This is a genomic window from Micromonospora sp. NPDC047548 (genome assembly GCF_040642975.1).
Taxonomy (GTDB): Bacteria; Actinomycetota; Actinomycetes; order Mycobacteriales; family Micromonosporaceae; genus Micromonospora.
In genome coordinates, this window is the sequence record NZ_JBEYTI010000053.1 from 17,810 (window position 1) to 30,912 (window position 13,103).

General features: G+C 72.2%; 11 protein-coding genes and 1 tRNA gene. 11 read left to right on the top strand and 1 reads right to left on the bottom strand.

Translation table 11 applies throughout. The annotated features are described in order from the left end of the window. Window positions 1-18: 18 nt before the first annotated feature. The 11 genes from ABZ807_RS29540 (at window position 19) to ABZ807_RS29590 (ending at window position 11,606) form a co-directional block, all read left to right on the top strand. The gene (locus ABZ807_RS29540; RefSeq protein ID WP_357165084.1) at window positions 19-1,770 is read left to right on the top strand and encodes a CTP synthase; all 1,752 of its coding nucleotides are present in this window, start codon (window positions 19-21) and stop codon (window positions 1,768-1,770) included. Then, window positions 1,767-2,372: an NUDIX hydrolase gene (locus tag ABZ807_RS29545; RefSeq protein WP_357165087.1), complete on the top strand. Its 606-nt coding sequence runs from the start codon at window positions 1,767-1,769 to the stop codon at window positions 2,370-2,372. The genes ABZ807_RS29540 and ABZ807_RS29545 overlap by 4 nt, the downstream gene beginning before the upstream one ends. Window positions 2,373-2,816: 444 nt before the next feature. After that, complete coding sequence (gene ald / locus ABZ807_RS29550; protein WP_357165090.1) at window positions 2,817-3,932, top strand: alanine dehydrogenase; 1,116 nt, start codon at window positions 2,817-2,819, stop codon at window positions 3,930-3,932. After that, a complete protein-coding gene (locus ABZ807_RS29555) occupies window positions 3,929-4,936 on the top strand; it encodes a site-specific tyrosine recombinase XerD (protein WP_357165114.1) in 1,008 nt (335 codons plus the stop codon). The genes ald and ABZ807_RS29555 overlap by 4 nt, the downstream gene beginning before the upstream one ends. A gap of 184 nt (window positions 4,937-5,120) precedes the next feature. Then, window positions 5,121-6,044: an AAA family ATPase gene (locus ABZ807_RS29560; protein ID WP_154937924.1), complete on the top strand. Its 924-nt coding sequence runs from the start codon at window positions 5,121-5,123 to the stop codon at window positions 6,042-6,044. Between the two features lie 53 nt (window positions 6,045-6,097). Continuing rightward, window positions 6,098-7,141, top strand: coding sequence for a ScpA family protein (locus ABZ807_RS29565; protein ID WP_357165094.1), 1,044 nt, complete (start codon window positions 6,098-6,100; stop codon window positions 7,139-7,141). Then, the gene (gene scpB / locus ABZ807_RS29570; RefSeq protein WP_357165097.1) at window positions 7,138-8,244 is read left to right on the top strand and encodes an SMC-Scp complex subunit ScpB; all 1,107 of its coding nucleotides are present in this window, start codon (window positions 7,138-7,140) and stop codon (window positions 8,242-8,244) included. Before ABZ807_RS29565 ends, scpB begins: the two co-directional genes overlap by 4 nt. Beyond that, window positions 8,231-9,001 (top strand): pseudouridine synthase, encoded by a 771-nt coding sequence (locus tag ABZ807_RS29575; protein ID WP_357165099.1) that lies wholly within the window; start codon window positions 8,231-8,233, stop codon window positions 8,999-9,001. Before scpB ends, ABZ807_RS29575 begins: the two co-directional genes overlap by 14 nt. A gap of 188 nt (window positions 9,002-9,189) precedes the next feature. Then, the gene (gene cmk, locus ABZ807_RS29580; RefSeq protein WP_357165102.1) at window positions 9,190-9,870 is read left to right on the top strand and encodes a (d)CMP kinase; all 681 of its coding nucleotides are present in this window, start codon (window positions 9,190-9,192) and stop codon (window positions 9,868-9,870) included. Window positions 9,871-9,946: 76 nt separating this feature from the next. Then, on the top strand, window positions 9,947-11,353 hold the full coding sequence (gene der / locus ABZ807_RS29585; protein ID WP_357165105.1) for a ribosome biogenesis GTPase Der: 1,407 nt from the start codon (window positions 9,947-9,949) through the stop codon (window positions 11,351-11,353). 179 nt (window positions 11,354-11,532) lie between these two features. Next, a tRNA-Pro gene (locus ABZ807_RS29590) sits at window positions 11,533-11,606 on the top strand. A gap of 394 nt (window positions 11,607-12,000) precedes the next feature. On the opposite strand, the gene ABZ807_RS29595 is transcribed toward ABZ807_RS29590, so the two are convergent. Continuing rightward, the gene (locus tag ABZ807_RS29595; RefSeq protein WP_357165108.1) at window positions 12,001-12,375 is read right to left on the bottom strand and encodes a hypothetical protein; all 375 of its coding nucleotides are present in this window, start codon (window positions 12,373-12,375) and stop codon (window positions 12,001-12,003) included. Window positions 12,376-13,103 lie beyond the last annotated feature (728 nt).

The following is a 13,103-nucleotide window of genomic DNA, read 5'->3' on the forward strand; positions in this document are numbered from 1 at the left end:
ACGACACGGGAGCAGGCCTTGGCCCCTTCAGCACGGACGACCAGGCACATTTTCGTCACCGGGGGCGTCGCCTCCTCGCTGGGTAAGGGCCTCACCGCCTCCAGCCTCGGCAATCTGCTCACCGCGCGTGGGCTGCGGGTGGTGATGCAGAAGCTCGACCCGTACCTCAACGTCGACCCGGGGACGATGAACCCGTTCCAGCACGGCGAGGTCTTCATCACCGAGGACGGCGCCGAGACCGACCTCGACGTCGGGCACTACGAACGCTTCCTCGACCGGGACCTCTCCGGCAAGGCGAACGTCACCACCGGCCAGATCTACTCGGACGTGATCGCCAAGGAGCGGCGCGGCGAGTACCTGGGCGACACCGTCCAGGTCATCCCGCACATCACCAACGAGATCAAGTCGCGGATCCTCGGCATGGCCGACCCGGACGGCGATGGCCAGATCCCGGACGTGGTGATCACCGAGGTCGGCGGCACCGTCGGCGACATCGAGTCGCTGCCGTTCCTGGAGGCGATCCGCCAGGTCCGCCACGACCTGGGCCGGGACAACTGCTTCTACCTGCACGTCTCGCTGGTGCCGTACCTGGCGCCGTCGGGGGAGCTGAAGACCAAGCCGACCCAGCACTCGGTGGCGCAGCTGCGCAGCATCGGCATCCAGCCCGACGCGATCGTGCTGCGCTGCGACCGGGAGATCCCGGAGAAGCTCAAGGAGAAGCTGTCGCTCTACTGCGACGTGGACCGGGAGGCGGTCGTCGCCGCCCCGGACGCGCCGAGCATCTACGACATCCCGAAGGTGCTGCACCGCGAGGGCCTCGACGCGTACGTGGTGCGCCGGCTCGGCCTCTCCTTCCGGGACGTGGACTGGGCCAGCTGGGACGACCTGCTGGACCGGGTGCACCAGCCGCACCACACGGTGACCGTCGCGGTGGTGGGCAAGTACGTCGACCTGCCCGACGCGTACCTGTCGGTGAGCGAGGCGATCCGGGCCGCAGGCTTCGGCCACCGGGCCCGGGTGCAGCTGCGCTGGGTGCCCAGCGACGACTGCGTCACCCCGGCCGGCGCGGCGGCCGCCCTGGCCGGCGTGGACGGCATCGTCATCCCGGGTGGCTTCGGCGTGCGCGGCATCGAGGGCAAGATCGGCACCGCCCGGTACGCCCGGGAGAACGGCATCCCGCTGCTCGGCCTCTGCCTCGGCCTGCAGTGCATGACCATCGAGGTGGCCCGCCACCTGGCCGGCCTGGACGGCGCCAACTCGCTGGAGTTCGACGAGGAGGCGAAGCACCCGGTCATCGCCACCATGGCCGATCAGGAGGACATCGTCGCCGGCAAGGGCGACCTGGGCGGCACCATGCGGCTCGGGGCGTACCCGGCGACGCTGACCGAGGGGTCGCTGGTCGCCGAGGCGTACGGCAGCACCGAGGTCAGCGAGCGGCACCGGCACCGGTACGAGGTGAACAACGCCTACCGCGACCAGCTCGCCAAGGCCGGCCTGTGCATCTCCGGCACCTCGCCGGACGGCCGCCTGGTCGAGTTCATCGAGCTGGACCGGAGCCTGCACCCGTTCTTCGTGGCCACCCAGGCGCACCCGGAGGTGAAGAGCCGCCCCACCCGCCCGCACCCGCTGTTCGCGGCGTTCGTGAAGGCGGCCGTGGCGTACTCGCAGGCCGACCAGCTGCCGGTGGACCTGGACCCGGTGGCGGAGGCGCCGACGGCGAAGAAGGCCTCCCGCAACGGCGCCACCGTGAGGGCGGCGTCCGCCTCGTGAGCGCCGTCGAGCACCGCTACGAACTCCGGGACCGGCAGGAGCGTTTCCGCGGCCGGATCTTCTCGGTGGTCACCGACGAGGTGACCATGCCGGGCGGCGGCACCGCGAAGCGGGACTACGTCCGGCACGTCGGCGCGGTCGCCGTGGTGGCCCTCGACGACGCTGGTCAGGTGGTGCTCGTCCGGCAGTACCGGCAGCCGGTGGGGCGGCACCTGTGGGAGCTGCCCGCCGGGCTGATGGACGTCGACGGGGAGCAGCTGCCGGCGGCCGCTGCCCGGGAGTTGGCCGAGGAGGCTGACCTGACCGCCGGCACGCTCGACCTGCTGGTCGACGTGCACACCTCGCCGGGCTTCTCCGACGAGGTGGTCCGGGTCTTCCTCGCCCGCGACCTCGCCGACGTGCCGGCCGACCAGCGGCACGAGCGCCGCGAGGAGGAGGCCGACATCCAGATCGTCCGGCTCGGCCTGGACGAGGCGGTCGGCATGGTCCTCGCCGGGGAGATCACCAACGGCCCGTGCGTGGCGGGGCTGCTCGCCGCCGCCCGGGCCCGCGACGCCGGTTGGTCGGTGCTGCGCCGGGCCGACGCCCCGCTGCCCTGCTGATCCGGGTACGCCCCGCAGGGCCGCGCGGTTCGCCGCGCGGCCCTTCCGCGTCCCGCGCCGGTTGTGCCCGCCCGTCCGCGCCTCGCTGGGTCGCGGGTCGCGGGTCGGGGGTCGCGGTGCCGGGCGGGTGATCCGGTCCGACGGGTGATCGGGCGGCTGGCGCCGAGCGGGGCGGCGGGGACACCCGGCGTGTCGCCTGCGGCTTCCGACCGGCGGCTCCCGTCGCGCGGTGCGACGATGAGGGCGAACGCCGAGCGGGGGAGCGGGCCGTCCGCCTGACACATCGTCAGGCGGAGCGGTTACCGGATGTCACTGTGCTAGGCCCCGGAGGGTGCTCCCGCGCCTAGACTGCCGCCGGTGGGACCGGTCGACCGCGCCGGCAATGGGGCCGTCGCGGCGCCGAGCAGTCGGGGGTGAGCTGCCCCGAAGAGAGGTGTCTGCATCGTGAAGGTCGGAATCCCACGCGAGGTCAAGAACCACGAGTACCGCGTGGCGATCACGCCGGCGGGCGTCAACGAGTTTACCCGCAGCGGTCACCAGGTCTTCGTCGAGTCCGGTGCCGGCGTCGGGTCCAGCATCACCGACGACGAGTTCGCCGCGGCCGGCGCCAAGATCCTGGCCACCGCCGACGAGGTGTGGGACACCGCGGAGCTGGTGCTCAAGGTCAAGGAGCCGGTCGCCGAGGAGTACCACCGGATGCGCGAGGGGCAGGTGCTCTTCACCTACCTGCACCTGGCCGCCTCGAAGGAGTGCACCGACGCGCTGGTCGACCGGAAGGTCACCGGCATCGCGTACGAGACCGTCGAGCTGTCCGACCGGTCGTTGCCGCTGCTCGCCCCGATGTCCGAGGTCGCCGGCCGGCTCGCCCCGCAGGTGGGCGCCTTCTACATGATGAGCACCGGCGGCGGGCGCGGGGTGCTCCCCGGCGGCGTCTCCGGCGTGTACGCGGCCAAGACGGTGGTCATCGGTGCCGGCGTCTCCGGCATGAACGCCGCCGCCATCGCGCTCGGCATGCAGTCCGAGGTGCTGCTGCTGGACAAGAACGTCGCCCGGCTGCGCCAGGCCGACGCCATCTACCGTGGCCACCTGCAGACGGTCGCCTCCAACGCGTACGAGGTCGAGCGGGCCGTGCTCGACGCGGACCTGGTCATCGGCGCGGTGCTGGTGCCGGGCGCGAAGGCGCCGACCCTGGTCTCCAACGAACTGGTCTCCCGGATGAAGCCGGGCAGCGTGCTCGTCGACATCGCCATCGACCAGGGCGGCTGCTTCGAGGACTCGCGTCCCACGACGCATGCGGACCCGGTGTACAAGGTCCACGAGTCGATCTTCTACTGCGTGGCGAACATGCCCGGCGCGGTGCCGAACACCAGCACCCACGCGCTGACCAACGTCACCCTGCCATACGCGCTGGAGCTGGCCAACCAGGGCTGGCGCGAGGCGCTGCGCCGCGACCCGGCCCTGGCGTTGGGCCTGAACACGTACGACGGTCACGTCACCTACGGCCCGGTCGCCGAGGCGCACGGCATGCAGACCCTGCCGCTGGCCGAGGTGCTGGCCTGACCGGCGTCGACGTCACCGCCGCACCGGACGGAGCCGGCCCGGGCACGTCGCCCGCGCCGGCCCTGCGCCGTGCCGTCCGCGGCTACCTCGACCACCTGACCGTCGAGCGCGGACTGTCGGCGAACACGCTCTCCTCGTACCGCCGGGACCTGGAGCGGTACCTCGACACCCTGGCGGTGGCCGGGGTGACCGACCTCGCCGCCGTCGGACCGGGACAGGTCGAGTCGCACCTGGCCCGGCTGCGGGCCGGGGACGAGGCCCACCCGCCGCTGGCGGTCTCGTCGGCGGCCCGGGCGGCCTCCGCGGTGCGCGGGCTGCACCGCTTCGCGCTGCGCGAGGGGCTGGCCGGCGCCGACCCCAGCCGGGACGTCCGGCCGCCCACCCCGCCGCGCCGGCTGCCCCGGGCGCTGCCGGTCGACGACGTGGTCCGACTGCTGGAGACGGCCGGGGCGGTGACCGCCACCGGTGACGGCGCAGCCCTCGCGCTGCGCGATCGGGCGCTGCTGGAGTTCCTGTACGGCACGGGTGCGCGGATCTCCGAGGCCATCGGCGCCGCGGTGGACGACCTCGACGTCGGCGAGGGCACCGCCCTGCTGCGCGGCAAGGGCGGGCGCACCCGTCTGGTCCCGATCGGCGGGTACGCGGTCGAGGCGCTGCGCGCCTGGCTGGTGCGGGCCCGGCCTGGCCTGGTCGCCGCCGGGCGGGGCACCCCGGCGGTCTTCGTCAACGCCCGGGGCGGCGCGCTGACCCGGCAGGGCGCCTGGACCATCCTGCGCCGCGCCGCCGAGCGCGCCCGGTTGCCCGTGGACGGGCCGAACGCCGTCTCCCCGCACACCCTGCGCCACTCGTACGCCACCCACCTGCTCGACGGCGGCGCCGACGTGCGGGTCGTGCAGGAACTGCTCGGCCACGCCTCGGTGACCACCACCCAGGTGTACACGTTGGTCACCGTGGAACGGCTGCGCGAGGTGTACGCCACCGCGCATCCCCGCGCCCGCGGCTGACCCCGGGTCGCCCCGGACCGACCGCCCGACACGCCGGACCGGTACCGAACGCCCTGCTGGTCCGTGGCGTACAGTCGGCATCGGCGCGGACCTCCTGGGGCGACATCCGGGGTGCGCAGCGGCGCCGCGCAGGACGTCGGACAGCTCCGACGCCGGGTGGTCGTCGGGAGGGGGCAACGAGGACATGGCTGGCAACGGTGACCGTGCCGACGCCTGGACGTCGGAGCTCCGCGAGCAGCAGGCGTCGCTCGGCGCTGACCTGGGTCCGGCGGACCCGGCCGCCTACACGATGCGCAAGCCGATCCCGGAGCCGATGCCCACCGACCGGCACGGGCCGGCGCGGATCATCGCGATGGCCAACCAGAAGGGTGGCGTCGGCAAGACCACCACCACCATCAACCTGGGCGCCGCGCTCGCCGAGTACGGCCGCAAGGTGCTGCTGGTCGACTTCGACCCGCAGGGCGCGCTCTCGGTCGGTCTGGGGGTCAACCCGCACAACCTCGACCTGTCGGTCTACAACCTGCTCATGCAGGACGACGTCACCGCCGAGGACGTCCTGATCAAGACCGACGTCGCCGGGCTGCACCTGCTGCCCGCCAACATCGACCTCTCCGCCGCGGAGATCCAGCTGGTCAACGAGGTCGCCCGGGAGATGGCCCTGGCCCGGGTGCTGCGGACCGTCCGCAAGGAGTACGACTACATCCTGATCGACTGCCAGCCCTCGCTGGGCCTGCTGGCGATCAACGCGCTCACCGTGGCGCACGGCGTGCTCATCCCGCTGGAGTGCGAGTTCTTCAGCCTCCGAGGTGTGGCGCTGCTGCTGGACACCATCGACAAGGTGCGCGAGCGGCTCAACTTCGACCTGGAGCTCGAAGGCATCCTCGCCACCATGTACGACAGCCGCACCACGCACTGCCGCCAGGTGCTCCAGCGGGTGGTCGAGGCGTTCGGCGACAAGGTCTACCAGACGGTCATCACCAAGACGGTGAAGTTCCCGGAGTCCACGGTGGCCGGTGCCCCGATCACCACACTCGACCCGGCCTCCTCGGGGGCCCGCAACTACCGGCAGCTGGCCCGTGAGGTGATCGCCGCCCAGGCCGACAGGTAGGCCACGGTGCACCTTCGCGCCACCGCGCCCGGAGCGTGGACTACGGTCTTCCGATGACCGCGCCACCCCTCGACCCGCCGACGACCCCGGAGCAGCCTCCCGTGGTGGCCGCCGAGGTGCCGACGGACGCGGCCGGCGTGCCGGACACGGCGGCGGAGAGCGCCGGCTTCACCGTCCGGCTGGCGAACTTCACCGGCCCGTTCGACCTGCTGCTGCAACTGATCGGCAAGCACAAGCTCGATGTCACCGAGGTGGCGCTGCACAAGGTCACCGACGAGTTCATCGCCTACATCCGGGCGATGGGCGACCAGTGGGACCTGGACGAGGCGAGCGAGTTCCTGCTCATCGCGGCCACCCTGCTCGACCTGAAGGCGGCCCGGCTGCTGCCCACCGCCGAGGTCGAGGACGAGGCGGACCTGGCCCTGCTGGAGGCGCGGGACCTGCTCTTCGCCCGCTTGTTGCAGTACAAGGCGTACAAGGAGGCGGCGGCGCACATCTCCGAGCTGGAGGCGGTGGGCGGCCGGCGCTACCCGCGGGCGGTCACCCTGGAGCCCCGGTACGCCGAGGCGCTGCCCGACCTGGTCCTCGGCATCGGCCCGGAACGGCTGCTCAAGCTCGCGATCAGGGCGATGACGCCGAAACCGACGCCCGAGGTCTCCATCGCGCACGTGCACATGGTCCGGGTCAGCGTCCGGGAACACGCGGCGATCCTCACCGAGCGGCTGCGCCGCGCCGGAACCGCCAGCTTCTCGCTGCTCTGCGCCGACTGCGAGATCACCCTGGAGGTGGTGGCCCGCTTCCTGGCGCTGCTGGAGCTGTACCGGGAGGGGCTGGTCTCCTTCGTTCAGGACCAGGCCCTGGAGGAGCTGACGGTGCGCTGGACCGGCCCCGCCGAGGGCGACACCGAACTGCACATCGACGAGTACGCCGGCTCCGCGGCGGAGGCGGACCCGGGGGCCGCCCCGGCCGAGCCGGCGGCGTCGGCGGAGTCGTCCGGGCCGACGAACGCGCGGGACGCCGCCGACCCAGCGGCGCCGGGCGGGGCGGCGTCGGCGGACGGGGACGGGACGGGTACGACGGAGGAGCGAGCGGGATGAACAACGAGGAGCGCCGGGACTCCCTGGCCGACCAGGCGGCCGCCTGGATCCCACCATGGGAACGCCCCGCCCCACCCCGCGCCACCGCGGCCGAGTCGTCCGACGAGCCCGCCGACGCGCTCGCGCCGGTCGCCGGCGACGACCGCGGCGGGACCGGATCGCCGGCGGGGTCGGACGGTCACGAGCCGCGCGGCGAGACGACCGCAGCGACGTCCGCCGCCGAGGCGACGGGGGAGTTCGGCGAGACCGACGCCCCCGCTCCGACGGGCGACACCGGGCCGACCGGCACCCCCGCTCCAGCAGTGCACGCCGAGCCGGGCGACGCCCCCGCTCCAGCAGTGCACGCCGAGCCGGGCGACGCCCCCGCTCGGCAGGAGGACGCCGAGCCGACGCCCGAGGCGACGTCGACGGGCGACACCGAGGGTGGGGCGGCCGGCCCCGTGCCGACGGGCGGCACCGACGGGCCGGCGGGGGAGGGCGCGGCTGCCGGCGTACCGAAGAAGCAGCCGGCGTCTCGGCGGCGGGTGACGCCCGCGCCGGAACCGGCGCCGGTGCTGGACGACGCGGAGCTGCGCGGCGCCCTGGAGGCCATCCTGCTGGTGGTGGACGAGCCGGTCAGCGAGCTGACCCTGGCCCAGGTGCTGGACCAGCCCGCCGAGCGGGTCGGGCCGATGCTGGACGAGATCGCCGCCGGCTACACCGCCGCCGGGCACGGTTTCGAGCTGCGCCGGGCGGCGGGTGGCTGGCGTCTCTACACCCGCCCGGAATACGCCACCTACGTGGAGCGGTTCGTGCTGGACGGGCAGTCGGTACGGCTGACCCAGGCCGCGCTGGAGACACTCGCGGTGATCGCCTACAAGCAGCCGGTGACCCGTTCACGGATCTCGGCCATCCGGGGTGTGAACTGCGACGGGGTCATCCGTACGCTGGTCTCCCGCGGGCTGGTCGAGGAGTGCGGCACCGAACCGGACAGCGGGGCGTTCCTCTACCGGACCACCACGATGTTCCTGGAGAAGCTGGGACTGAACTCGGTGGACGACCTCCCGCCGCTCGCCCCGTTCCTCCCCGACGACGTAGAAGAGCTTGCCGATGCCACGCGATGACCGCACCCCCCGACCCGACGCGCCCACCTACGAGGGGGCCGAGCGCCTGCAGAAGGTGCTCGCCGCCGCCGGCGTCGGCTCCCGGCGTGCCTGCGAGGACCTGATCTTCCGCCGGCGGGTCACCGTCAACGGCCGGGTGGCGCACCTCGGCGACAAGGTCGACCCCGCCACCGCTGTGATCCACGTCGACGGCGAGCGCCTCCAGGCCGACACCCGCCTGGTGTACCTGGCCATGAACAAGCCGCGCGGGGTGGTTTCCACCATGGCGGACGAGAAGGGACGCACCGCGCTCAACGACTTCCTCGGCAACCGGGTCGAGCAGCGGGTCTACCACGTGGGGCGGCTCGACGCCGACAGCGAGGGCCTGCTGCTGCTCACCAACGACGGCACCCTCGCCCACCGGCTGATGCACCCGTCGTACGAGGTGCTGAAGACCTACCTGTGCGAGGTGGCCGGGCCGATCCCGCGGAACCTGGGCAAGCGGCTGATGGCCGGGGTCGAGCTGGAGGACGGGCCGGTGAAGATCGACTCGTTCAAGGTGGTGGACACCCTGGGCAAGACCGCCCAGGTGGAGCTCTCCCTGCACGAGGGGCGCAAGCACATCGTCCGGCGGCTGCTGGCCGAGGTCGGGCACCCGGTGTCCCGGCTGGTGCGTACCGCGATCGGGCCGATCCGGCTGGGCGACCTGCGCGCCGGGCGGACCCGGCGGCTGACCAACGCGGAGGTCGCCGCGCTGTTCAAGGCCGTGGGTGACTGACCCCCTCGTACCGGGTACCGCTGCCGGTAGGCTTCGTCGCGGCCTGCGGGCCGGCGAGTGGCGCGGGTCGCCCCCGGCGGCGTCGCGCGCCGTCGCCCGCGAGGCGCGGGCATGATTGACGATGGACAACCGCTCAACGGCGCCGGAGACACCGGCGACCCGCGAGGTACGGGCTGAGGAGGACAACGGTGGAGGAAAACGTACGGGCCGGGCGCTGCGTGGTCGCTGTGGACGGGCCGTCCGGTTCGGGTAAGTCCACCGTCTCGCGGCGGCTCGCCGCCAGCCTCGGTGCCCGCTACCTCGACACGGGGGCCATGTACCGGGCGATCACCTGGGCCGTACTGCGCTCCGGGGTCGACCTGACCGACGTGGAGTCGGTGGCCAAGGTCGCCGGCGAGGTCGACCTGCGCATCGGCACCGACCCCCAGGGGTACGGGGTGACCGCTGACGGCGTGAACGTCGACCAGGAGATCCGGGGCCCCGAGGTGACCGGGGCGGTCTCCGCCGTGGCCGCCGTGCCGGCGGTGCGCGAACTGCTCGTCGCCCGGCAGCGCCAGATGATCGTCAACGCCGGCCGGATCGTGGTCGAGGGCCGCGACATCGGCTCCGTGGTGGCTCCCGACGCCGACCTGAAGGTCTACCTGACCGCCTCCGAGGCGGCCCGCGCCCAGCGGCGCAGCGTCGAGGACGCGGCCGACGTCACGGTGACCGCCGCCGACCTGGCCCGCCGGGACAAGCTCGACTCGACCCGCAAGGTCAACCCCCTCCAGCAGGCCCCGGACGCGGTCGAGCTGGACACCACCGAGTTGGGCATCGACGAGGTCGTCGCCCGGCTGCGTGACCTGCTCACCGAGCGGGGCGTGGCATGAGCGAGCGTAGCGAGCGAATCATCAGGCACAGTCGTATGGTGTCTCCTGCCGTTGCCGAGCGAAGCGAGGTAACGGCATGAGCGAGGACACGGTTGGCTGGGTGGAGCTGCGGGAACCGGACCTCGACGTCGAGGAGCCGTCCGGCCCGCAGCCCGTGGTGGCCGTCGTCGGCCGCCCCAACGTGGGCAAGTCGACGCTGGTCAACCGGATCATCGGCCGCCGTCAGGCGGTCGTCGAGGACATCCCCGGGGTCACCCGGGACCGGGTGCCCTACGACGCGCAGTGGAACGGCCGGGCGTTCACGGTGGTGGACACCGGCGGTTGGGAGCCGGACGCCAGGGACCGGGCCGCGGCGATCGCCGCGCAGGCCGAGGCGGCCGTAGCGACCGCCGACGTGGTGCTCTTCGTGGTCGACGCGATGGTCGGTTCGACCGACGTGGACGAGGCCGCGGTGAAGATGCTGCGGCGCAGTGCCAAGCCGGTCATCCTGGTGGCCAACAAGACCGACAACACCGCCATCGAGATGGAGGCGACCTCGCTCTGGTCGCTCGGCCTCGGTGAGCCGTACCCGGTCTCCGCCCTGCACGGCCGGGGCTCCGGCGAGCTGCTCGACGCCATCATGGACGCCCTGCCCGAGGCACCGAAGATCGTCGAGAACAGGCCCCGCGGCCCGCGCCGGGTGGCGCTGGTCGGCCGCCCCAACGTCGGCAAGTCCAGCCTGCTCAACCGGTTCTCCGGTGAGGAGCGGGCGGTGGTCGACGCGGTGGCCGGCACCACCGTCGACCCGGTCGACAGCCTGGTGGAGATCGGCGGCGACACCTGGCAGCTGGTGGACACCGCGGGCCTGCGCAAGCGGGTCGGCAAGGCCAGCGGCACCGAATACTACGCCAGCCTGCGGACCGCCTCGGCGATCGAGGCGGCCGAGGTGGCGGTGGTGCTGCTCGACTCCAGTGAGCCGATCAGCGAGCAGGACCAGCGGATCCTGTCCATGGTCACCGAGGCCGGGCGGGCCCTGGTCATCGCCTTCAACAAGTGGGACCTGGTCGACACCGACCGCCGGTACTACCTGGACAAGGAGATCGAGCGGGAGCTGCGCCGCATCCCCTGGGCGATCCGGCTCAACCTCTCGGCCAGGACCGGCCGATCGGTCGACAAGCTCGCCGCCGCGCTGCGCAAGGCCCTCGCCAGCTGGGAGACCCGGGTGCCGACGGCGCACCTCAACGCCTGGCTCACCGCGCTGGTGCAGGCCACCCCGCACCCGGTGCGCGGTGGCCGGGCACCGAAGATCCTCTTCGCCACCCAGGCGGGTGTCGCGCCGCCGCGGTTCGTGCTCTTCACCACCGCGCCCCTGGACGCCGGCTACCAGCGCTTCGTCGAGCGCAAGCTGCGCGAGGAGTTCGGCTTCGAGGGCAGCCCGGTGGAGATCTCCGTACGCCCGCGCAAGAAGCTCGGCCCCGGCGGCCGCGGCAAGGCACACGGCTGATCTCTTCCTCTTCCTTCGCCGGGTGGAGCCCTCATGGCTCCACCCGGCATCCCCTTTCCTAGGATGCTTTATGGGAAGTGGCGTGGGGCACGCGCGACGCGGGAGGGGCCTGTGCGCGTGGTCCGAAGATCCTGCGCTAAGCTGTACCGGCTGCCGCGGGGGAGACCGCGCGGGGGCATCGGGACGTGGCGCAGCTTGGTAGCGCACTTGACTGGGGGTCAAGGGGTCGTCGGTTCGAATCCGGCCGTCCCGACGCAGGTCAGAGGGCCGATCCGTATTTCGGGTCGGCTCTTTTTGGCGTCCTGGGGACCAAGATCGGTCAAGTTGGCGGTAAGTAGCGCTCCTTGACCGCTGGTCAAGTCTCAAGCATCCAGCCGGGATGCCTGCCGAATCGTTCACTGTCCGCATCAAAGCGGGCCGCGCCGGCCCGGCCCCAGCCTGCTGGCGACCTGCGGCCGGCATCGGCCGGGCCGGCCGGCCACGCTGACGGAACACAAGACCGCGAAGACCTTGGGGCTCTGCCCCGAACCCCGGCCCTCCTCGGAGATCGGCCGGGCGGATCACCTCGCCGGGCACCACAAGGGCTTCCAGCCTTCCCGGGCGGCGGGGTCATACGCACCGCACTTCAGTGACGCCCGGCGCGGCGCTCAGGTTCGCTCGGATGACCCGCCCAGCATTGACCCGCCAGCCGGATCCACACCTGCAGACGCACGAGGGCGCGGGATCGCGGTGGCGATCAATGCCAGTACTGACAAGAGTGTGAGAGCCGGGTGGATCAGCAGGAGCTCGACGCGGATGTTGTAGCCCTTCCCTTGCAAGGTGGCCTCGTACAGCGCGTAAATGGCCCACAGGCAAGACATAACGAGGCAGGGCCACACGCGCAGCTGACGTGCTGCTCCAAGCAGCCGGGCAACGTAAACCAGGAGCCCGGGAATTGCTAACACGGCTGCAAGAAGCAGGATGCGTCCCGGTCGCTCAACCAGCGACGGGTGGAAGATCGAACTTTGCAGCAGGTCAGCCACTCGGACACCCCTCACTCGGTGTGCGGTCTATCTTGGGCAGCCGCCCGCCGACTATAGGCGTCCCCGCCACTGGACTTCCCTCGGCTGAACAGACGGCGGTGCGCTGCTATGCGCTACCTGCCAGAATCCGGCGAACAGGCCGACTCGTCCGCCGCCTCCGACACGACCATGAGGGCGGCGCTGACCTGCACTTAGAGGTGTTTGTAAGGAGGGGAGTGCGGGCGTGCCCGTCGCGTGCCCGATTGGATGGGACCCGAGGGTCAACGGCGGTCCAGCTCCTGGACGTGGCGGCCGGCATGACGGAGCAGGTCAAGCCAGGTCAGAGCCCCGCAACTACCGACCGTGTCCGCACTTTCCTAAACCGCGTGCTGCGGTCGCCGGAGCGTGCCAGCGCCCGGGGACCAGGTGGGGACCACACGGCCTACGCGATGGTGCGCGGCGCGACGTCGGCTGCACGGCCTGATCATGGGGATAGCGTGCGTGACGTGCGTGGACGTGTGGCGGATCGTCCTGGGGGTCAAGGGGTCGTCGGTTCGAATCCGGCCGTCCCGACAGACAAAAAGCCCTGACCAGCGGAAACGCTGATCAGGGCTTTAAGTTTGTCTATGGGGTTTTAGAACGCCCCCCGAAAACCCTGTGGGGCTCGTAAAGCCGGTTCGGCTACGCTGCCTGCGAATATTCGTTGATCAGCCCGCCGAGGATCGGGCGCCGTCGGACTCTGGCGGCGG